At 69.0% G+C, this 19450-nt stretch carries 18 protein-coding genes and 1 tRNA gene; 12 read left to right on the plus strand and 7 right to left on the minus strand.

Going from position 1 to position 19450, the window contains the following annotated elements:
- The 9 genes from P409_RS40035 to P409_RS06335 all read left to right on the plus strand — a co-directional run.
- Nucleotides 1-482 (plus strand): tetratricopeptide repeat protein (locus P409_RS40035; RefSeq protein ID WP_034833114.1); only part of this gene is annotated, 482 nt, incomplete at its 5' end.
- 211 nt (nucleotides 483-693) lie between these two features.
- Nucleotides 694-1431, plus strand: a complete 738-nt coding sequence (locus tag P409_RS06300; protein ID WP_052120094.1) for an ABC transporter ATP-binding protein — start codon at nucleotides 694-696, stop codon at nucleotides 1429-1431.
- A 106-nt stretch (nucleotides 1432-1537) separates the two neighbouring features.
- Nucleotides 1538-2329 carry a transporter substrate-binding domain-containing protein gene (locus P409_RS06305; RefSeq protein ID WP_034833162.1) on the plus strand — a complete coding sequence of 264 codons (792 nt, stop codon included), beginning with the start codon at nucleotides 1538-1540 and terminating at the stop codon, nucleotides 2327-2329.
- Between the two features lie 96 nt (nucleotides 2330-2425).
- Nucleotides 2426-3223 (plus strand): transporter substrate-binding domain-containing protein, encoded by a 798-nt coding sequence (locus P409_RS06310; RefSeq protein ID WP_034833117.1) that lies wholly within the window; start codon nucleotides 2426-2428, stop codon nucleotides 3221-3223.
- Nucleotides 3224-3279: 56 nt separating this feature from the next.
- Nucleotides 3280-4017, plus strand: coding sequence for an ABC transporter permease (locus P409_RS06315; protein ID WP_052120096.1), 738 nt, complete (start codon nucleotides 3280-3282; stop codon nucleotides 4015-4017).
- Between the two features lie 2 nt (nucleotides 4018-4019).
- Entirely contained in the window at nucleotides 4020-4718 is a 699-nt protein-coding gene (locus P409_RS06320) for an ABC transporter permease (protein WP_034833119.1), read from the plus strand.
- Between the two features lie 134 nt (nucleotides 4719-4852).
- Nucleotides 4853-5359, plus strand: a complete 507-nt coding sequence (locus P409_RS06325) for a GNAT family N-acetyltransferase (protein ID WP_052120097.1) — start codon at nucleotides 4853-4855, stop codon at nucleotides 5357-5359.
- A gap of 107 nt (nucleotides 5360-5466) precedes the next feature.
- The gene (locus P409_RS06330) at nucleotides 5467-5901 is read left to right on the plus strand and encodes a CBS domain-containing protein (RefSeq protein WP_034833127.1); all 435 of its coding nucleotides are present in this window, start codon (nucleotides 5467-5469) and stop codon (nucleotides 5899-5901) included.
- Between the two features lie 118 nt (nucleotides 5902-6019).
- Nucleotides 6020-6196, plus strand: a complete 177-nt coding sequence (locus P409_RS06335; protein ID WP_034833174.1) for a DUF1328 domain-containing protein — start codon at nucleotides 6020-6022, stop codon at nucleotides 6194-6196.
- 60 nt (nucleotides 6197-6256) lie between these two features.
- Here the strand turns inward: P409_RS06335 and P409_RS06340 are convergent, their stop codons facing one another.
- From P409_RS06340 to P409_RS06350, 3 genes are all read right to left on the minus strand, one after another.
- The gene (locus P409_RS06340; RefSeq protein WP_034833134.1) at nucleotides 6257-6553 is read right to left on the minus strand and encodes an addiction module antidote protein; all 297 of its coding nucleotides are present in this window, start codon (nucleotides 6551-6553) and stop codon (nucleotides 6257-6259) included.
- On the minus strand, nucleotides 6550-6696 hold the full coding sequence (locus P409_RS41500; RefSeq protein WP_430515625.1) for a type II toxin-antitoxin system RelE/ParE family toxin: 147 nt from the start codon (nucleotides 6694-6696) through the stop codon (nucleotides 6550-6552). Before P409_RS41500 ends, P409_RS06340 begins: the two co-directional genes overlap by 4 nt.
- Before the next feature lie 262 nt (nucleotides 6697-6958).
- Nucleotides 6959-7034, minus strand: a tRNA-Ala gene (locus tag P409_RS06350).
- A 192-nt stretch (nucleotides 7035-7226) separates the two neighbouring features.
- Between P409_RS06350 and P409_RS06355 the strand changes: the two genes are divergently transcribed.
- The gene (locus P409_RS06355; protein ID WP_034833137.1) at nucleotides 7227-8189 is read left to right on the plus strand and encodes a complex I NDUFA9 subunit family protein; all 963 of its coding nucleotides are present in this window, start codon (nucleotides 7227-7229) and stop codon (nucleotides 8187-8189) included.
- A 46-nt stretch (nucleotides 8190-8235) separates the two neighbouring features.
- Here the strand turns inward: P409_RS06355 and P409_RS06360 are convergent, their stop codons facing one another.
- Nucleotides 8236-9249 (minus strand): alpha/beta hydrolase, encoded by a 1014-nt coding sequence (locus P409_RS06360; RefSeq protein ID WP_034833138.1) that lies wholly within the window; start codon nucleotides 9247-9249, stop codon nucleotides 8236-8238.
- Nucleotides 9250-9316: 67 nt separating this feature from the next.
- The gene (locus P409_RS06365; protein WP_034833141.1) at nucleotides 9317-10855 is read right to left on the minus strand and encodes a glycosyltransferase family 39 protein; all 1539 of its coding nucleotides are present in this window, start codon (nucleotides 10853-10855) and stop codon (nucleotides 9317-9319) included.
- A gap of 463 nt (nucleotides 10856-11318) precedes the next feature.
- Between P409_RS06365 and P409_RS06370 the strand changes: the two genes are divergently transcribed.
- Entirely contained in the window at nucleotides 11319-12767 is a 1449-nt protein-coding gene (locus P409_RS06370) for an NAD(P)-dependent oxidoreductase (protein ID WP_034833143.1), read from the plus strand.
- 20 nt (nucleotides 12768-12787) lie between these two features.
- Nucleotides 12788-17350, plus strand: a complete 4563-nt coding sequence (gene gltB / locus P409_RS06375; protein WP_034833146.1) for a glutamate synthase large subunit — start codon at nucleotides 12788-12790, stop codon at nucleotides 17348-17350.
- 60 nt (nucleotides 17351-17410) lie between these two features.
- On the opposite strand, the gene P409_RS06380 is transcribed toward gltB, so the two are convergent.
- Both P409_RS06380 and P409_RS06385 read right to left on the minus strand, forming a co-directional pair.
- Nucleotides 17411-17836, minus strand: a complete 426-nt coding sequence (locus P409_RS06380; protein WP_034833159.1) for a hypothetical protein — start codon at nucleotides 17834-17836, stop codon at nucleotides 17411-17413.
- Nucleotides 17837-17960: 124 nt separating this feature from the next.
- On the minus strand, nucleotides 17961-19450 hold a 1490-nt coding region (locus P409_RS06385), incomplete at its 5' end, for an FAD-binding protein (RefSeq protein WP_034833160.1).

Consider the following 19450-nt stretch of genomic DNA (forward strand, 5'->3'; position numbering starts at 1 on the left):
CCGGCGCCATCGCCTCGCTGCCGCCGGACGAGCAGGAGAAGGCGATCCGCGGCATGGTCGACGGTCTGGCGGCGCGGCTGCAGCAGTCGCCGGACGACCTGGAGGGCTGGGTCCGCCTGGCCCGGGCCCGCGGCGTGCTGGGCGAGGCCGATCGCCGCCGCCGATGCCTATGCCAAGGCCGCGGCCGCTGGCGCCGGACAACAACGACCTGCTGCGCGCCTATGCCGATGTCCCTGCTGAACGCGGGGCGGGGCGAGGATGTGCCGCCGGTGCTGGAGACCGGGCTGCGCCGCATCCTGGCGTCCAACCCGAACGACCTGCAGGCGCTGTGGTTCCTCGGCGTCGCCGCGCAGAAGGCGGGCCAGCCGGAGGAGGCGCGGCGCCTCTGGGGCCGGATGCGCGACCAGTTCCAGGAGGGCAGCGCCGAGCGCCGGGCGATCGAGGGCCGCCTGTCCCAGCTGCCCGCCCCCGGCGCCGGATGACCGCGGCCCGGCCGAAATCGCAACAATGCAAATGAAAACCGACCCTGGACTTTCGCTCTCGCGGCTTCGGCGGCGCGCCATCCGGCCGCGGTTGACCGGAACCGCGAAACAATGCTTGTTTCGACTGCAACAAGAACTCGGGTGAGGCTTTTCCATCGTGGTCTCTGTTGCTGACGCCGCGGCCCCCTCGGGGGCGATCGTCGTCGAGGACATGCACAAGCGGTTCGGCAAGCTCGAAGTGCTGAAGGGCGTGTCGCTGAAGGCCCGGCAGGGCGATGTCATCTCGATCATCGGCTCCTCCGGCTCGGGCAAGAGCACGCTGCTCCGCTGCATCAACCTGCTCGAGGTCCCGAATGACGGCCGCGTCTGGGTGAATGGCGAGCTGATCCGGATGCGCAAGCTGCGTTCCGGCGAGGCCGAGCCCGAGGACAGCAAGCAGGTCGACCGGATCCGCGCCCAGCTCGGCATGGTGTTCCAGAGCTTCAACCTGTGGTCGCACATGACGGTGCTCGAGAACGTGGTCGAGGCGCCGATCCATGTGCAGAAGGTGCCGCGCAAGCTGGCGACGGAGCGCGCCCTGGCGCTGCTGGCCAAGGTCGGCATCGCCGACAAGCGCGACCACTATCCCAGCCACCTGTCGGGCGGCCAGCAGCAGCGCGCCGCGATCGCGCGGGCGCTGGCGATGCAGCCCAAGGTGATGCTGTTCGACGAGCCGACCTCGGCCCTCGACCCCGAGCTGGTCGGCGAGGTGCTGCGGGTGATCCGCCAGCTGGCGGAGGAGGGCAACACCATGCTGCTCGTCACCCATGAGATGCGCTTCGCCCGCGAGGTGTCGAGCAAGGTGATCTTCCTGCACCAGGGCCGGACCGAGGAGGAGGGGACGCCCGCCGAGGTGTTCGACAATCCCCGCTCCGAGCGGGTGCGCCAGTTCCTCGCGGCACAGCATTGATGGGGGCCGTTTCGCCGCGCTGCTTGACCCCGGCCGGCGATTTCGCGGAAATCCACCCATCCAACCCGGGGCCGCAAGGCCCCAGATCCGAACGGGAGACTTCATGATGAAGAGCTGGTTGTCGTTGGCCGCCGCCGCGGTCTTCGTGCTGGCCGCCGGCACCGCCTCGGCCCAGGACACGCTGAAGATCGGCACCGAAGGCGCCTATCCGCCGTACAACGCGACCGACGCCTCGGGCAAGCTGGTCGGCTTCGAGATCGATCTGGCCAACGCGCTGTGCGAGCGCGTCCAGATGAAGTGCGAGATCGTGCAGCAGGATTGGGACGGCATGATCCCCGCCCTGCTGAACAAGCGCTTCGACGGCATCATGGCCGGCATGTCGGTCACCGAGGAGCGGCTGAAGCAGATCAACTTCTCCAAGCCCTACAGCACCACCCCGGCCTGGTTCGTCGGCGCCAAGGACGGCCTGCTCAAGGACGCCAAGACGCTGGACGACATCAAGGCCGCGCTCAAGGGCAAGTCGGTCGGCGTGCAGCGCTCGACCATCCACCAGAACTTCCTGGAGCAGAAGATCCCGGGCATCGACGTCCGGCTCTACGACACCCAGGACGACCTCAACCTCGACCTGCAGAACGGCCGCATCGACGCCGGCCTGGCCGACAGCCTGGGCTGGAAGGACTTCCTGGCCAGCGACGCCGGCAAGGGCTTCACCCATTTCGGCCCGGGCCTGACCGGCAAGGATGACCCGATCTTCGGCCTCGGCGTCGGCATCGGCCTGCGCAAGGAGGATACGGCGCTGAAGGACAAGCTGGACAAGGCGCTGGACGCGATGAACGCCGACGGCTCGCTGACCAAGCTGTCGGAGAAGTGGTTCGGCTTCGACACGTCGATCAAGTAAGGCGAGGGATCACGTCGGCAGGGCAGGGCCGGGGCCGGCAATGCGGTGCCGGCCCCCGGCCCCAACCGGGACCGCAGGTCCCAACGGGAGAGGTTCATGAACAAGATCTGGTTGTCCCTGGTCGGGGCGGCGGCGCTGGCGCTGGGTACCGGTGCTGCAGCCGCCGATACGGTGCGCATCTGCATGGAAGGCGCTTACCCGCCCTTCAACAACACGGATTCCACCGGCAAGATCGTCGGCTTCGAGGTCGATGTCGCGAATGCCCTGTGCAAGCAGGCCGGCCTGACCTGCGAGGTCGCGCAGCAGGATTGGGACGGTTTCATCCCGGCGCTGCTGAACAAGCGCTGCGGCGCCTTGATGGACGGCATGTCGATCACCGAGGAGCGGCTGAAGCAGATCGCCTTCTCCGTGCCCTACACCGACACGCCGGCCTGGTTCGTCGGCGCCAAGGACGGCATCCTGAAGGACGCCAAGACCCTGGCCGACCTCCATGCCGCGCTGAAGGGCAAGACCATCGGCGTGCAGCGCTCGACCACCCATCAGAACTTCCTCGAGGCCGAGTTCAAGGACGCGAACATCAAGCTCTACGACACGGTCGACGAGCTCAATTTCGACCTGGTCAACGGCCGCATCGACGCCGGGCTGGGCGACAGCACGTCCTGGGATTCGTTCCTGAAGAGCGACAACGGCAAGAACTTCGTCCATTACGGCCCGACCCTGACCGGCAGGGACAACCCGCTGTTCGGCCAGGGCATCGGCATCGGCCTGCGCCAGGAGGACAAGGAGCTGAAGGCCAAGTTCGACAAGGCGATCGACTCCATGAAGGCCGACGGGTCGCTCTCCAAGCTGGCATTGCAGTGGTTCGGCTACGACCCGCTGGCTCCCGGCAAGTAAGAAGGCTGCGGGCGGCCTGACCGGCCGCCCCTCCCCATTCAGGCAGCGCGGCAAGGATGCAAGGACTGATCGATTCGCTGTCCCACTGGGCGCAGCTCTTCTCCTGGGGCGACCAGGGCTGGGGGGACGAGTTCGTCCAGGCCGCCGGGATGACCGTGCTGCTGTCCACCGCCGCCTACATCTTCGGCGTGGTGGTCGGGCTGATCGCCGCCTGCCTCAAGGTCTGGGGCGGCGTCGTGCTGCGCGGGCTGATGGAGATCTACACCACCGTCATCCGCGGCGTGCCGGAGCTCTTGATCATCTACCTGCTGTTCTTCGGCAATGAGCGGGCGATCAACGCCATCCTCGGCATCTTCGGCATCACCCAGCCGTTCCAGCTGAATGAGTTCGCGATCGGCGTCTTCGCCGTCGGGCTGATCTCCGGCGCCTATTCGACCGAGGTGCTGCGCGGCGCCATCCAGGTCATCCCGCACGGCCAGATCGAAGCCGGCCGCGCCTTCGGCATGCACGGCTTCATGGTGTTCCGTCGGATCATCCTGCCGCAGACCATCCGCCTGGCGCTGCCGGGCCTGGGCAACATCTGGCAGCTGATCCTGAAGGACACGGCGCTGGTCTCCGTCGTCGGCGTGACCGAGTTGATGCGGATCAGCCAGGTGGCGGCCCGGTCGACGCGTGAGCCGTTCCCGTTCTTCATCACCGCGGCGATCCTGTTCCTGGTCATCACCACCTTCTCGACCAAGATGTTCCGGAAGGCCGAGGCGCATTACGACCGCGGCGTGCGGCGGGCGGGCTGACCATGGATCTCGACCTGATCCTCGACACCTTCGGCAAGCTGCTCGGCGGCGCCGTGGTGACGATCGAGCTGATCGCGCCGGCGCTGGCCGTCGGCGTCGTCCTGGCCATGGTGCTGGCGGTGATGCGGATGTCCGGCAACGGCATCCTGTCGCGCATCTCCCGCGCCTATGTCTTCGTGTTCCGCGGCACGCCGCTCCTGGTGCAGATCTTCCTGATCTATTTCGGCCTCGGCCAGTTCCGCCCGCTGTGGGAGGCGCTGGGCGTGTGGGATTGGCCGCTGCGCGAGGCCTTCCCCTGCGCCGTCATCGCCTTCGCCATGAACACGGCGGCCTACACCAGCGAGATCATCCGCGGCGGCCTGCAGGCCGTGCCCTTCGGCCAGATCGAGGCGGCCCGTGCCTGCGGCATGTCGCGATCGCTGGTGTTCCGGCGGATCACCGTGCCGATCGCCATCCGCCAGGCGCTGCCGGCCTATGGCAACGAGATCATCCTGATGGTGAAGGCCAGCTCGCTGGCGTCGATCATCACCATCATGGAGATCACCGGCATCGCCAAGCAGATCAACTCGCGCACCTTCGCGCCGTTCGAGGTGTTCACCGCGGCCGGCGTCCTGTACCTGATCATGAACTTCGTGGTGGCGCAGGGCGTGCGGGCGGTGGAGTGGCGGCTGACCCCGCATCTGCGCCGACGGCAGCACTGAGCGTGCGGTCCTTGGGAGTAGAGCGCTATTCCCCTCTGTCATTGCCGGGCTTGACCCGGCAATCCAGGAGCCACGAGGAGCGGCTCTCGAAAGCTTCTGGATCCTCGGGTCAAGCCCGAGGATGACAGCTAAATGTGGGCTTCGGCTCTGCTAAGCTGCGGCCGATGTTCACCTTCACGCCGCTCCGCCCCGCCGACCTGCCGCGCCTCCGCCACTGGCTGATGATGCCGCATGTCCGGGCCTGGTGGGGCGACCCCGAGGCCGGGATCCGCGAGATCCGCCGGCTGATGGCGTCGGACTGGGCCGAGCCGATGCTGGTCGCCTGGCAGGGCCGGCAGATCGGCTACCTGCAGGCCTATGACGCGGTCTCGGCCATGCCCGGCGGCGACGGCGAGCCCGGCAGCTTCGGCATCGACCTGTTCATCGGCGAGCCGAGCTATGTCGGCAAGGGGCTGGGCACCGCCTTCCTCGGCGCCTACACCGACCGGCTGCTGAAGGGCGGGCGCGCCGCGCGCATCCTGGGCCGCCCGGCGCGTGCCAACCATCGCGCCGTGCGCTGCCTGGAGGGGGCGGGGTTCCATCCGCTGGAGGATGAGGGCGGCCCGCTGCTGGCGATGGCGAAGGACCGGCCGGGCGCCTAGATCCATGGAACGAGACGGCCGGGAAACTGCCGAGTCGCGGTCCGGCGCAGCCGTGTTATGCTTCCCAAAAAATTCGTTCCAACGTCAGAACAGATCGGGGAATCGCCATGAACGTTGCCCGCATTCTGAGTGTGAAGGGGAACAGCGTCATCCATGTCGCGCCGGAGCTCAGCCTGGCCAACGCCGTGACGCTCCTGAGGGACAAGCGCATCGGCGCCGTGGTGGTCAGCGGCGATGGCCGTCGGATCGACGGCATCCTGTCCGAGCGTGACGTCGTCCACCGCCTGGCCGACAGGGGCCCGGCGCTGCTGGACGAGCCGGTGTCCGCCATCATGGTGCGCACCGTCATCACCTGCGGCCTCGACGACACCGTGGCCGAGCTGATGGGGATGATGACGCAGCGCCGCTTCCGCCACCTGCCGGTGGTCGACGATCAGGGGCTGCTCTGCGGCATGGTCAGCATCGGCGATGTGGTGAAGGCGCGGCTCGACGAGATCGAGAGCGAGGCCGAGAGCCTGCGCGAGTACATCACGACCGGCTAGCCTGGCGGCTGATCCGGCCGGGCGAACCGGAACTGCCGGGCGGCAGGCCCTGTTCCTGGGGGTGAAGGTTCGTGCCGGCATCGCCGGCCGGCCGGCTCACAAGACCGAGGTGCCTGAGATGTTCGGCAGTCTGCTCCACTGGGCCGTGGTGTTCCTGATCGTCGCGCTGGTCGCAGCGGTGCTGGGCTTCGGCGGCGTCGCCGGCACGGCCATGGCCGGCGCCAAGCTGCTGTTCTGGGTCGCGATCGTGATCTTCGTGATCATGCTGGTGGCCGGCCTGGTCAGGCGCGGCTAGCACGGCCCGACGGCATCGACGGCCCGGCGTCCGATGGATGTCCGGCCGTTGTCGTGAACGTCAGGCGGCCTCGTCCTTGCCCACGGGGGCTGCCGACAGACGCAGGCCCAACGCCTGCAGCACTCGCACTACGGTGCCGAGCTCGGGATTGCCGCCGCTGCTGAGCGCACGGTAAAGGCTCTCGCGGGACAGGCCGGACTCCTTGGCGATCTGGGTCATGCCGCGGGCGCGGGCGACAGTCCCGATCGCCTCGGCGATGAAGGCCGGGTCTTCGGTCTCGAAGGCCGCGGTTAGATACTCGGCTTGCGCTTCGAGAGTATCGAGATAGCGGGCGGAAGCGTAGGGGCGGGCAGTCATTCCGGTAGCTCCCTAGCCAAGGCCTTGGCCCGCGTGATGTCCTTTACCTGTGTGCTCTTGTCGCCGCCGCACAGCAGGATCACCGTTACATCGCCCCGCTGGGTGAAGTAGACCCGGTAACCTGGACCATAGTCGATGCGCAGCTCACTGACGCGTCGCCGACGGGCTTGGCGTCGCCGCGATGGCCGGCAGCCAGCCGATCAATGCGGACGGCGATGCGAGCGACCGCGCGCCGATCCTCGAGAGCATCGATCCAGCGGGAGAAGGCGACGGTCTCGACGATCGAACGCATGGTCTATTGTAGTCTATAGGCTACAATCCGACAAGGCATGCAGCGATGGGGCGGACGCACTCACCGCGCGGGACGTCGCCAGTCCGTCAAAGGATGCTATCGCCGAAGGGAGATGGTGGAGCTGAGCGGAATCGAACCGCTGACCTTCTCATTGCGAACGAGACGCTCTCCCAACTGAGCTACAGCCCCACTAGGTTCGGTCCCGGGCGGTTGGGCATCCCGGCGAACGGCGCGGAATATCGTGCCCGGTTGATGGCTTGTCAAGCGCCTGATCCGGCCTGCCGGCGTTTTTCCGCACCGGTCGTTTGAAACCTCCGGCGGCTCGGATATAAGGGGGCCGGGCCGCAGCCAGGGCGGCCTGATCGGCTCGCAGGCGGGATCATGACGGACAAAATCGGCCAAAAGACGGTCACCCTTTTCGGCGGCACCGGATTCGTCGGCCGCTACGTGGCGCAGATGCTGGCCCAGCGCGGCTGGCGCATCATCGTCGCCTCGCGCCACCCGGACCGGGCGCTGCCGCTGAAGACGGCGGGCGCGGTCGGTCAGATCGTCCCGGTCTTCGCCGACATCCGCGACGACGGCTCGGTTGCCGCCGCGGTGGCCGGCGCCGATGCCGTGGTCAATCTCGTCGGCATCCTGTTCGAGCGCGGCAAGCAGCGCTTCGATTCCATCCATGGCGAGGCCGCGGGCCGCGTCGCCCGGGCTGCGGCGGCGGCCGGCGCCAGCCGCTTCGTCCAGATCTCGGCGATCGGCGCCTCGGCCGACAGCCCGTCCTCCTATGCCCGCACCAAGGCGGCGGGGGAGGCGGCGGTGCGCGCAGCGTTCCCGGGCGCGTCGATCCTGCGGCCCAGCGTGATCTTCGGGCCCGAGGACGGCTTCTTCAACCTCTTCGCCAATCTCGCCCGAACCGCGCCGTTCCTGCCGCTGTTCGGCGGCGGCACCACCAGGTTCCAGCCTGTCTATGTCCGCGACGTCGCCGCCGCCATCGTGGCCTGCCTGGAGCGGGACGGCACCGCCGGCCAGACCTATGAGCTGGGCGGCCCGCGGGTCTACACCCTGCGCGAGATCATGCAGCTGACCCTCCAGCAGACCGGCCGCAAGAAGCGCCTGGTCCCGCTGTCCTGGGGCATGGCGGCGTTCGAGGCGAAGCTGCTCGGCCTGCTGCCGAAGCCGCCCCTGACCTCGGACCAGGTGACGCAGCTCAAGATCGACAATGTGGTCGGCGCCGGCGCCCGGACGTTGACCGATCTCGGCATCACGCCGACCCCGGCCGAGCTGATCCTGCCGAGCTATCTCGACCGCTACCGCCCCGGCGGCCGCTTCGGCAACAGCCAGGTCGCCTGATCCGGCCGTAGGTTGGGTTCGCCCGTGGCGAACCCAACCTGCACCGCTATCCCTCCGTCAGCGCCCGGCCGAGGAAGGGCAGGCTCTCATCCATCCGGTAGTCGACCGAGGAGTGGTTGTCCGGGAACTCCTCATAGCGGTGCGGCACGCCCAGCCGCTCCAGCGACCGGTGCAGCCGGCGGGCGCCATAGACCAGGTTGTACTGGTCGATGTCGCCGCAATCGATGTACAGGCCCTTCAGCGACTTCAGCGCGTCGGCGTGCCGGTCGGCGAGCAGCGCCGGGTCCCATTCCAGCCAGTTCGCCCAGCGCTCCTCGATCAGCTCGCAGGTGTCGGGGTTGACCGGCAGCCGGATGCCGAGGAACTGCGTCGGGTCGGGGTCGTAGGTCGCCGCCATCGCCAGCCACATCAGGATGTGGAGGTCGGCGTCCTGGATCTTCTTGGCCGATTCCAGCGCGGTGATGAAGCGCTCGATCGAGCCCTCGTGCTTGGCCAGCGCCCGCAGCACGCTCGGCATCTCCAGCAGATAGGCCAGCTCGAACGCCATGTCGCCGGAATGGCAGGCGGCGGCGCTCCAGGTGTCGGCCCGGCGCATGGCGTGGATGATCGAGCCGTAGCCGCCGGAGCTCTTGCCGAACACGCCGCGCCGGCCCGGCCCGCCGCAGCCGAGCCGCGCCTCCACCGCCGGCAGCATCTCGTCGATCAGGAAATCCTCCCACCGGCCCATGGCGGCGGAGTTGATGTACTGGTTACCGCCCAGGCGGGTGAAGCAGTCCGGGAAGGCGATCACCACCGGCGGCAGCTTGCCCTCGGCGATCAGCCGGTCGGCGCGCTCCGGCACGTTCTCGCCGAAATTCTTCCAGTTGGTGTGGACCGGGCCGCCGGCGGTGAAGCCGACCAGGTCGACCAGCAGCGGCAGGCCGCGCCCGTCATGCCCGGCCGGGATGTACAGGTCGACGCGACGCTCATGCGGGTCGCCGAGCAGGTTGCCCCGCAGCACCCGGCTGTCGATGGTGAAGCTGTCCAGCTGCCCGCGCGGGGCGGTCCGGTCCTTGCGCATGCGTTCGCTCCCCTTGGGGTTGTCGTCCCACCCTAGACCGAGTCTCGGGCGGCCGCACGCTCGGGCCTTAGAACTCGCGCAGGCGGATCGGCTGCAACGGCAGGGCTTGCCCCGGCTTGACGAAGAGCACGACGAAATCGAAAGGCTGGCCGGTCACGCCGCGGACCCGCTTGGCGAGGCCGATCTCGGTGCGCCAGCTGTCCAGCCCCTGGTACTTCGCCGCCTCGTCCAGGCACCACTTGTCCTGCTTCAGGCAGATCACGGCCAGGCCGCCGCGGCGCAGCCGCTCGGCATCGATCCAGGGGGCGTAGGCCGGGGCGAAGGCGGTGAAGTCGGTCGGGTGGTCCGGGCTGTAGAAGGTGGCGCCGAGGGCATAGCTCTCGGTGCCGGCGACGATCGCCAGCGGCGTGCCGATCCGCTCGTGCCACAGCGTCGTCACCCGCTTGGCCAGCAGCCGGCGCGGCTCTGCCGCATGCTCGATGTCGTGCCGCAGGGTCCAGGCGCCGGCGAAAGGGGCCACGGCGAGCAGCAGCAGCCCGACGATGCCGGCCAGCCGCGCCAGCCGGCGCAGCGCGTCCCGGTCGATCGCCAGGCGCAGCCAGACGATCGCGGCCAGCGGCGACAGGCTGAAGATCGGGATGGCGAACTGGGTGACGATCTTCACCTTGAAGGCCAGGGCGATCGCCACGGTCAGCAGGAACGGGCCGAAGGCGAAGATCGCCAGCGACCGGCGGTCGCCCACGGACGGCTCGGCGGGCCTGCTCTCCGGTGCCGCCGCCCGGCCGCGCCGCCACAGCCAGGCCAAGGCGGCACCGAGCAGCGCGTGCAGGGCGAGGCATCCGACGACGAACAGCCCGGCCTTGCCGAGGATCCTCAGCGTGTCGGAATGGCTCTTGCTGGCCATGTATTGCAGCGGGCCGATCGCCGCATGCAGGTGCCACAGCACATGCGGCGTCACCGCCGCGGCGAAGACGGCGATGGCGACATAGGGGGCGGCGCTGCCGAAGAAGCGGCGGCGGTCGGGATGGGCCAGCGCCGCGGCCAGGCAGCAGAGGAGAATGATGCCGCTGTAGTATTTCGACAGCATCGCCGCGGCGGCGGCCAGCCCCAGCGCCACGGCGCCGGCCAGGTCGCGCCGGTCGAAGACGCGCAGGAACAGCAGCATCACCAGCGGCCACAGCGACAGCAGAGCCGAATTGGCGTTGAAGTTGAAGGACTGGACCGTGAAGAAGGGCAGGGCTTCCAGCAGCAGCACTGCCGCGAGCCGGGCCGGGCCGGACAGGTACCGGCCGGCGATGGCCCAGACCGCGGCCAGCCCGATCGCGGCATTGGTCGAGGACAGCAGGTAGAAGGCCCAGTCTCGGGTGGGGAACAGGCTGAACCAGCCATGCACCACCCAGGCATAGAAGGGCGGGTGCTTGTAGGTGCCGAGCGGCATCTCCTGCGCCCAGGAGAAGGCCTCGGTCATGTCGTTCTGCAGGTCCGACGGCCCCAGATAGAGCAGGCAGAAGCCGGTCCACAGCACGACATGCGCGGCCAGCAGCAGCAGGAGGTCGCGGGTGTCGCTCTCGGAACGGCGGAGCGGGGCGCTGATCGCGATCGACATGAGGACAGAGGCCGGCAATGGGAACCGGCCCGAGCGGTTAGGCCCGGCCGGGAGCGGTGTCCACTTACCTTCTCGTATGCCGCCGGCCGGCCTTCGCCGTCATTGCGAGGAGGCGGAGCCGACGAAGCGATCCATCGTTCCGCACGGACTGCTGCATGGAACGCCTCGCTGCGCTCGCAATGACGGTGGAGTGGAGAGTAGAGGGCAACGCCGTGGTGGTTTCCTTCTGTTTATGGAGGTGAGGGGTTATGATTCGCCAATAGATCCGAATCGGATCCAGTTTGTTTGAAACAATCATTCCGAAATGCCACTCTAGCTGCGAGCGGCTCTTAACAACGGGAAATTAGTCAACAAATATGACCTAATCGCGAAAAATGGCTCGCCATGGCTGCGTGAAATCCGTAAATGTCGTGGGCCTCGCGGGTGCGGGGCGTATTCGACTCCGCGGGACCAGGAGCCGCCCATGGCGACGACCAAGATGCTGCAGTTCGTGAAGACCGCCGGCGAGATGCCGGCGAAACGGGCTGCCGAGACTCGCCGGCACGACTGGCTTGAGGTCTACGGGCCCTATGTCCGGCAGAAGGCGGAGGAGCAGTCGTCGCGCTGCTCGCAATGCGGCGTGCCGTTCTGCCAGGTGCATTGCCCGCTGCACAACAACATCCCCGACTGGCTGAAGCTGACCGCCGAGGGCCGGCTGGAGGAGGCTTACGAACTGTCCTCCGCCACCAATTCGATGCCGGAGATCTGCGGCCGCATCTGCCCGCAGGACCGGCTGTGCGAAGGCAACTGCGTGATCGAGCAGTCGGGCCACGGCGCCGTCACCATCGGCTCGATCGAGAAGTACATCACCGACACCGCCTGGGCCGAGGGCTGGGTCAAGCCGCCGGCGCCGCTGCGCGAGCGCGCCGAATCCGTCGGCATCATCGGCGCCGGCCCGGCCGGCATCGCCGCGGCCGAGCAGCTGCGCCGCCTCGGCTACCAGGTCCATCTCTACGACCGCTACGACCGCGTCGGCGGGCTGCTGATCTACGGCATCCCCAGCTTCAAGCTGGAGAAGGAGGTCGTCGCCCGCCGGGCGCAGTGGCTGGCCGATGCCGGCATCACCCTGCATCTGAACTTCGAGGTCGGCCGCGACGCCACGCTGCAGGAGCTGCGCGGCCGCCACGACGCCGTGCTGATCGCCACCGGCGTTTACAAGGCGCGCGATCTCCAGGCCCCGGGCTCCGGCCTCAAGGGCATCGTCGCCGCGCTCGACTACCTCACCGCCTCGAACCGCACCGGTCTGGGCGACGACGTGCCGGACTTTGCCGACGGCACGCTGAACGCCGCCGGCAAGCGGGTGGTGGTGATCGGCGGCGGCGACACCGCGATGGACTGTGTCCGCACCGCCGTGCGCCAGGGCGCCGTCTCGGTGAAGTGCCTGTACCGCCGCAACCGCGCCAACATGCCGGGCAGCCAGCGCGAGGTGCTGAATGCCGAGGAGGAGGGCGTGGAGTTCGTCTGGCAGGCGGCGCCGGAGGCCTTCCTGGGCGATGCGGCCGTCACCGGCGTGCGCGCCCATTCGATCCATCTCGGCGTCGCCGATGCCACCGGCCGGCAGACGCCGATGGTGATCGAGGGGTCGGCCACCACCATCGAGGCCGACCTGGTGGTCAAGGCGCTGGGCTTCGACCCCGAGGACCTGCCGACCCTGTTCGACGCGCCGGGCCTGCCGGTGACCAAATGGGGCACCGTCCGGGTCGACCACAAGACCATGATGACCGCGGTCGACGGCATCTTCGCCGCCGGCGACATCGTCCGCGGCGCCAGCCTGGTCGTCTGGGCCGTCCGCGACGGCCGCGATGCCGCCGCCGCCATCCACAGCCACCTCGCCGCCAAGGCCGCCGCCGTTCCGGCGGTCGCGGCGGAATAGCGCGCCGGAAGGAGCCAGCCATGAGCCAGTTCAAGCAGTCCCCCGGCGAGCGCTTCGTCCGCGAGTACGACGCCAATGTCGCCCGGCTGGTCGAGGCCCATGCCTACGACCCGACGGAGGAGCATGACGCCTGCGGCGTCGGCTTCGTCGCCACGCTGGACGGCAAGCCGCGGCGCGAGGTGGTGCAGGCCGGCATCGACGCGCTGAAGGCGGTGTGGCACCGCGGCGCGGTCGATGCCGACGGCAAGACCGGCGACGGCGCCGGCATCCATGTCCAGATCCCGCAGCAGTTCTTCCACGAGCATGTCGAGCGTGTCGGCCATCGGCCGCTGCCCGGTGTGATCGCGGTCGGCCAGGCCTTCCTGCCGCGCACCGACCTGGAGGCGCAGGAGAAGTGCCGCTGCCTGGTCGAGGGCGAGATCCTCAGCTTCGGCTATTACATCTATGGCTGGCGCCAGGTTCCGATCGACGTCGCCATCATCGGCGACAAGGCCAACGCCGCCCGGCCGGAGATCGAGCAGATCATGATCGCCAACCCCAAGGGGGTGCCGGAGGATCAGTTCGAGCGCGACCTCTACGTCATCCGGCGGCGGATCGAGAAGGCGGCGCAGGCGGCGGGCATCGCCGATTTCTACCTGTGCTCGCTGTCCTGCCGGTCGATCATCTACAAGGGCATGTTCCTGGCGGCGCAGCTGACCGCCTTCTACCCGGACCTGCTGGACGAGCGCTTCGTCTCCAACTTCGCGATCTACCACCAGCGCTATTCGACCAACACCTTCCCGACCTGGCGCCTGGCCCAGCCCTTCCGCATGCTGGCCCACAATGGCGAGATCAATACGCTGAAGGGCAACAGCAACTGGATGCGCGCGCATGAGACGCGCATGGCCAGCCCGGTGTTCGGCGACGCGATCGAGGACATCAAGCCGGTGATCCAGGGCGGCAGCTCGGATTCCGCCGCGCTGGACGCGGTGTTCGAGGTGATGGTCCGCGCCGGCCGCAACGCGCCGATGGTCAAGGCCATGCTGGTGCCGGAGGCGACGCCGGCCGATGCCGACATCACCCAGACGCACCGCGCCTTCGTCAGCTATTGCAACGCAGTGATGGAGGCCTGGGACGGCCCGGCCGCGCTGGCCATGTATGACGGCCGCTGGGTGATGGGCGGCATGGACCGCAACGGCCTGCGGCCGATGCGCTACACCATCACCGAGGACGGGCTGCTGATCGCGGGGTCGGAGGCCGGGATGGTCCGGCTGGAGGACAGCCGCATCATCGAGAAGGGGCGCCTGGGCCCCGGCCAGATGCTGGCGGTCGACCTGCAGGAAGGACGCCTGTACCACGACCGCGAGATCAAGCAGGTCCTGGCCGGCAAGCAGCCCTATGAGGAGTGGACCAAGCGGATCAAGGTGATCGACGGGCTGATCCGCGCCGGCGGCGAGGACACCGGCGCGTCGATGCCGCGCGAGGAGCTGCGCCGCCGCCAGGTCGCCATGAACATCACCATGGAAGACCTGGAGCTGATCCTGCACCCGATGGTGGAGGACGCGAAGGAGGCGGTGGGGTCGATGGGCGACGACACGCCGATCGCCATCCTGTCCGACCTGAACCGGCCGCTGCACCACTTCTTCCGGCAGAATTTCAGCCAGGTCACCAACCCGCCGATCGACTCGCTGCGCGAGCGGCGGGTGATGAGCCTGCGCACCCGGCTGGGCAATCTGGGCAACATCCTCGACGAGGATGCCAGCCAGTGCGACCTGCTGCAGCTGGACAGCCCGGTGCTGACCAACGCCGAATACGAGGCGATGCGCGCCTATATGGGCAGCACGGCGGCGGAGATCGACTGCACCTTCGACCGTGCGGGCGGCGAGCAGGCGCTGCGCGACGCGCTGCGCCGGGTCTGCCGTGAGGCCGAGGACGCGGTCCGCGGCGGCGCCACCCATATCGTGCTGACCGACCAGCACGTCGGGCCGGACCGGGTGGCGATCCAGATGATCCTGGCCACCGGCGCCGTCCACACCCACCTGATCCGCCAGTCGCTGCGCACCTTCACCTCGCTGAACGTGCGGTCGATGGAATGCGTCGACGTGCACCATTTCGCGGTGCTGATCGGCGTCGGGGCCACCACGGTGAACGCCTATCTGGCGCAGGAGGCGATCGCCGACCGGCAGCGCCGCGGCCTGTTCGGCGACCTGTCGCTGGACGCCTGCATGAAGCGCTACCGCCAGGCGGTGGATGACGGGCTGCTGAAGATCATGTCCAAGATGGGCATCTCGGTGATCTCGTCCTATCGCGGCGGCTGCAACTTCGAGGCCGTAGGCCTGTCGCGCTCGCTCGTCGCCGAGTACTTCCCGGGCATGCCCAGCCGCATCTCCGGCCTCGGCATGGCCGGCCTTCAGATGAAGGCGATCGAGATGCACGAGGCGGCGTGGAACAGCAACGTCGTCACCCTGCCGGTCGGCGGCTTCTACCGCTACCGCCAGGGGCAGGAGCGTCACGCCTGGGAAGGGCGGATGATCCACATGCTGCAGCAGGCGGTGGCGACCGACAGCTACTCGCTGTACCGCAAGTATTCCGACATGATCCGGCACCAGGCGCCGGTGGCGCTGCGCGACCTGCTGGACTTCGTGCCGGTGCGGGAGTCGATCTCGATCGACGAGGTCGAGAGCATCACCGAGATCCGCAAGCGCTTCATCACCCCCGGCATGTCGCTGGGCGCGCTGAGCCCGGAGGCGCATGGCACGCTGAACGTCGCCATGAACCGGATCGGCGCCCGGTCCGACAGCGGCGAGGGCGGCGAGGACCCGGCCCGGTTCCGCCCGGACAAGAACGGCGACAACTGGAACTCCGCGATCAAGCAGGTCGCGTCGGGCCGCTTCGGCGTCACCGCCGAATACCTGAACCAGGCGCGCGAGCTGGAGATCAAGGTCGCCCAGGGCGCCAAGCCCGGCGAGGGCGGCCAGCTGCCCGGCTTCAAGGTGACGGTGGAGATCGCCAAGCTGCGCCACGCCACCCCCGGCGTGATGCTGATCAGCCCGCCGCCGCACCATGACATCTACTCGATCGAGGACCTGGCCCAGCTCATCTACGACCTGAAGCAGATCAACCCGGACGCCAAGGTCACGGTCAAGCTGGTCAGCCGCACCGGCATCGGCACCATCGCCGCCGGCGTCGCCAAGGCAAACGCCGACATCATCCTGATCTCCGGCCATGTCGGCGGCACCGGCGCCTCGCCCCAGACCTCGCTGAAATTCGCGGGCGTGCCGTGGGAGATGGGCCTGTCCGAGGTGCACCAGGTGCTGACGCTGAACCGGCTGCGCCACCGCATCCGGCTGCGCACCGACGGCGGCATCAAGACCGGGCGCGACGTGGTGATCGCCGCGATCCTCGGCGCCGAGGAATACGGCATCGGCACCGCCAGCCTGATCGCCATGGGCTGCATCATGGTCCGGCAGTGCCACTCCAACACCTGCCCGGTCGGCGTCTGCACCCAGGATCCGGAGCTGCGGGCCAAGTTCTCCGGCTCGCCGGAGAAGGTGGTGAACCTGTTCAGCTTCATCGCCGAGGAGGTGCGCGAGATCCTGGCCCAGCTCGGCTACCGCTCGATCAACGAGATCGTCGGCCGCACCGAGCTGCTGCGCCAGGTCAGCCGCGGCGCCGCCCATCTCGACGACCTCGACCTCAACCCGCTGCTGGCCAAGGCCGACCCGGGCGAGCATGCGATGTACTGCACGCTCGAGGGCCGCAACCCGGTGCCGGACACGCTGGACGCGCAGATGATCGCCGACGCCCGGCCGCTGTTCGAGCTCGGCGAGAAGACGCAGCTGACCTACTCGATCCGCAACACCCACCGCGCGGTGGGCACGCGGATGTCGTCGATGATCACCCGCAAGTTCGGCATGACCGGGCTGCAGCCGGGCCATGTCACGGTGCGGCTGCGCGGCAATGCCGGCCAGTCGCTCGGCGCCTGGGCGGTGCAGGGGCTGAAGCTCGAGGTGTTCGGCGACGCCAACGACTATGTCGGCAAGGGCCTGTCCGGCGGCACCATCGTGGTCCGGCCCTTCGCGGCGTCGTCGCTGAAGACCAACGAGAACACCATCATCGGCAACACGGTGCTGTACGGCGCCACCTCGGGCAAGCTGTTCGCCGCGGGGCAGGCGGGCGAACGGTTCGCGGTGCGCAACTCCGGCGCCACGGTGGTGGTCGAGGGCTGCGGCTCCAACGGCTGCGAGTACATGACCGGCGGCACCGCGGTGATCCTGGGCCCGGTCGGCGACAACTTCGCCGCCGGCATGACCGGGGGCATGGCCTTCGTCTACGACGCCGATGGCAGCTTCGCCCGCCGGGCCAATCCGGAGAGCGTGCTGTGGCAGCGGGTCGAGACCCGGCACTATGACGACCAGCTGCGCGCGCTGATCGCCGAGCATGTGCGCGAGACCGGCAGCGCCTGGGCCGCCTCGATCCTGCATGACTGGCCGATCGAGCGGTCGAAGTTCTGGCAGGTGGTGCCGAAGGAGATGGTGTCGCGGCTGCAGCACCCGATCCGGGCCGAGGCGGAGGACGAAGCGCTGCGCATCCCGGCGGAGTGAAGCGTCGGTTGGGTTCGCCTCTGACGAACCCAACCGACGCGGCCGCGCGAGGTGCGGCGGTCAGCCCGTCGTCACGCTGGATTTGACGGATGTGACGCTGTCGCCCTTGACCGTGCAGGAGAACTCCAGCCGGAACCCGCCGTCCAGGGGCGTCGTCCCGGTGATCTCGATGGCGGTGTCATCGCCTGTGCGGGCCTTCGCCGCGGTCCGGATCGCCTCGGTTACCTTGGCCTGCCCGGCCTGCTGCATCGCCTTGCCGGTGGCCTCCTGAACCGCCTGCAGGTCCGGGCCGGATTTGGGCTTCATCCAGGAAGGCACGGCCGGCATCGTCAGGCCCGTGGCCGTTGCCCAGACCTGGTCGGCGCAGCGGGCGATGGCCGGTTGCGCGACCTCGGGGGCGGGGCTCTCGTTGCAGGCCGAGACCAGCCCTGTCAGGGCAAGGACGGCTGCCGCCGCGATCGCCCTGCCGCCGGTGCGATTGATCATGTCGTTCTGTCCCCCATCATGCTCCGTGGCCCGCCATCGGTCGGGCCGCTTCCATTCGGAATAGAGCCCCCTGTCGTGACTTCGGCTGGGCGGACTTATGTCCTAAATCGGGCCGGGCCGGCGGTCACCCCTCCGCGTAGCGCCGGAACAGCCCGTTGCGGAACACGCCATTCGGGTCGTGCCGGCGCTGCGCCGCGACCAGTTCGTCCCAGGCGGGGTAGGCGCGGCGCAGCTGCTCCGCCGTCGCGTGCAGCCGGTAGGGCAGGTAGTAGGTGCCGCCGACATCGAGCGCGGCGTCGATCAGGCCGCGGGTCATGCGCTGCATTCGCTCCTCCCCGGCGGCGGATCTCTCCTGGACGAACAGCATCACCAGGCCGAACACATCCTCGCGGGCATAGGCCAGGGCACTGCGCTCGTCGCGGCGGACGTCGCGCACGGTGACGTTCAGCAGGTTGCCCTCGTCGCGCCGGATCATCGCGCGGGCCGCCTGGGCGAAGTCCCACAGCCGGGCCTGCGGCACGAAATACTCGTGCAGGATGTCGGTCGACCCGGCCTCGCGGTTGGCGAACACGGCCGCCGGCTCATTGAGAAGGCTGTTGCGGCTGGTCCGCTCCGCCAGCCAGGGGCCGGCCTCGCGCTCCAGCCACCAGCGCAGCGCCTTGCCGGTGTCGCTGCCGGCGGCGTTGCGGAACACCAGCCGCTGCATCCCGCCATAGTCCAAAGCGGGCAGGGGCAGCACCGTGCCGCGGGTCTCCGGCACCGGCACGTACCGGCCCAGCACCGCCTCCTCGAACAGGCTGCCCGGATCGACCGACAGCCTTCCATAGGCCATCTCCACCGGCGCGACCACCCGCTCGGCGAAGGCGGCGGCGTAGTCGCGGGTCGGCATGGTGGCGAAGTCCGGCACATACATCGCGTTCGGCAGGATGGCGATCTCTGCCTCCAGGATCACCCCGAACAGGCCGTAGCCGCCCAGCGCCAGCCCGAACAGCTCGTCATCGGGGCCGCAGTCGACCACTGCGCCATCGGCGGTCAGCAGCCGCAGCCGGCGCACCGTGCTCGCCGCCGGCGGGCTGTTGGCGTGCCAGCCATGGGCGTTGACGCTCAGTGTGCCGCCGATGCTGAAGTCGTTGTTCGACTGCATCACGGCGGGGGAGAAGCCGGCCGCATTCAGCGCCGGCACGACGTCGCGCCACAGCGCCCCGCCGCCGACCCGCATGACCCGCGCCTCGGCGTCGATCGCCAGGCCGTTCAAGGGCAGGGCATCCAGCACCCAGCCGTCGCGCAACAGGCTCTGCCCGCCCATGGAATGGCGGGCGCCGGACACGGCCAGGGCCGGCTCCTCGCCCGCCGCGATCCGCCGCAGCAGCGGCGCCAGCCGCTGCGCCGCCGCATCCGGATCGGCCTCGGCAAAGGCCATCCCGCGCACCGGCGTCGGGTTCAGGCCGCTGGCATCGTCCAGCAGGGTTCGCGGTGGGGCAGGGGGCGGCAGGCTCGCCGCGTCGGACAGGCGCTGCAGCCATGCCCCGCCGATGCCGCCCAGCGCCGCCGCGCCCAGCGCCGTCGCGCTCCATCCCAGAAAGTTCCGCCGCCCCCGTCGCTTGCCTGCCATGC

The organism is Inquilinus limosus MP06 (assembly GCF_000767795.1).
GTDB lineage: Bacteria > Pseudomonadota > Alphaproteobacteria > DSM-16000 > Inquilinaceae > Inquilinus > Inquilinus limosus_E.

Bases quoted from the DNA above. Each gene is read 5' to 3' on its own strand.
- P409_RS06330 (WP_034833127.1), top strand. From the start codon at position 5,467: ATGAACGTTGCCCGCATTCTGAGTGTGAAGGGGAACAGCGTCATCCAT.
- P409_RS06340 (WP_034833134.1), bottom strand. From the start codon at position 6,553: ATGACTGCCCGCCCCTACGCTTCCGCCCGCTATCTCGATACTCTCGAA.
- gltB (WP_034833146.1), top strand. From the start codon at position 12,788: ATGAGCCAGTTCAAGCAGTCCCCCGGCGAGCGCTTCGTCCGCGAGTAC.
- P409_RS06320 (WP_034833119.1), top strand. From the start codon at position 4,020: ATGGATCTCGACCTGATCCTCGACACCTTCGGCAAGCTGCTCGGCGGC.
- P409_RS06380 (WP_034833159.1), bottom strand. From the start codon at position 17,836: ATGATCAATCGCACCGGCGGCAGGGCGATCGCGGCGGCAGCCGTCCTT.
- P409_RS06335 (WP_034833174.1), top strand. From the start codon at position 6,020: ATGTTCGGCAGTCTGCTCCACTGGGCCGTGGTGTTCCTGATCGTCGCG.
- P409_RS06310 (WP_034833117.1), top strand. From the start codon at position 2,426: ATGAACAAGATCTGGTTGTCCCTGGTCGGGGCGGCGGCGCTGGCGCTG.
- P409_RS06360 (WP_034833138.1), bottom strand. From the start codon at position 9,249: ATGCGCAAGGACCGGACCGCCCCGCGCGGGCAGCTGGACAGCTTCACC.
- P409_RS06370 (WP_034833143.1), top strand. From the start codon at position 11,319: ATGGCGACGACCAAGATGCTGCAGTTCGTGAAGACCGCCGGCGAGATG.
- P409_RS06305 (WP_034833162.1), top strand. From the start codon at position 1,538: ATGAAGAGCTGGTTGTCGTTGGCCGCCGCCGCGGTCTTCGTGCTGGCC.
- P409_RS06355 (WP_034833137.1), top strand. From the start codon at position 7,227: ATGACGGACAAAATCGGCCAAAAGACGGTCACCCTTTTCGGCGGCACC.
- P409_RS06315 (WP_052120096.1), top strand. From the start codon at position 3,280: ATGCAAGGACTGATCGATTCGCTGTCCCACTGGGCGCAGCTCTTCTCC.
- P409_RS06365 (WP_034833141.1), bottom strand. From the start codon at position 10,855: ATGTCGATCGCGATCAGCGCCCCGCTCCGCCGTTCCGAGAGCGACACC.
- P409_RS06300 (WP_052120094.1), top strand. From the start codon at position 694: ATGCACAAGCGGTTCGGCAAGCTCGAAGTGCTGAAGGGCGTGTCGCTG.